Genomic DNA, 841 nt, shown 5'->3' on the forward strand with positions numbered 1-841 from the left:
TTGGTGACCTTGGCGGTGCCGTCGTCGGTGGACTGGGTGCCGAAGGAGGGGGTCATGCTGGCGCCCTTGATGTCGAACAGGCCGAAGGTGTAGCCGCCAAAGGCGCCCTGGTACTTGGTGTCGCCGGTCTTGGCCGATTCCACGCTCAGGTTCAGGCCACCGGCGGAGACGCCGAGCAGGGCGGCAGAGCGCTTCTGGTCGCCGGCGGCGAACTTGGCGGTGCCCGAGGAGACGGCGGCGCGCAGGCTCAGGCCGGCGTCGACGGCATAGCCCAGGGCGGCGCCGGCGCCGGAGAAGTTGGCCTCATCAGCGCCGTCCTGGGTTTTGCCCGACTCCAGGCCCACGCGCAGGCTCAGGGGGCCGGAGGCGTAGGACAGGACGGGGCGCAGGCCCTTGGAGCCGCCGGAGACGCCGGTGTCCTTGATGTCGACCAGGCCCAGTTCCAGGGACAGGCCGGTGCCCAGGGCGAAGGTGGCGGCGGCGTGGGTGCGGTCGCCCATGCGGCCGCGCAGGGCGTTGGTCTGGTAGAAGCCGCCGATGCGGGCGGCGTCGGCCGGGGTGGGGTAGAGGTCGGCGGCTTCGAAGCGGCCGAGCTTGACGTCAAAGGCGGAGGAGCCGAGCTGGACCCAGGCGTCGTCGGTGGAGGCCGCGCCGCCCTTGGAGAGGATGGCGGAGGCCTTGCCGGCGATGAAGCCGCCGTTGCCTTCGGCGCGGCCGGTGAAGTTGACTTCGACGCGGCCGGCTTGGTAGGAGCCCTTGGCGCCGGTGGACTTGATGTTCTGGACGCCGGTGTCGAGTTCCATGTTGGCGCTGACGCCGGTGGCGGCGAAGGCGGGGGCGG

Annotated in this window: 1 protein-coding gene; it reads right to left on the minus strand. The window is 71.7% G+C overall.

What is annotated here, in order from left to right; translation table 11 throughout:
* Window positions 1-841: carbohydrate porin (locus tag G3A44_RS23165; protein ID WP_163460116.1), on the minus strand; the 841-nt coding region annotated here is incomplete at both ends.

It is taken from the genome of Ideonella livida (genome assembly GCF_010499455.1).
Lineage (GTDB): Bacteria > Pseudomonadota > Gammaproteobacteria > Burkholderiales > Burkholderiaceae_C > Ideonella > Ideonella livida.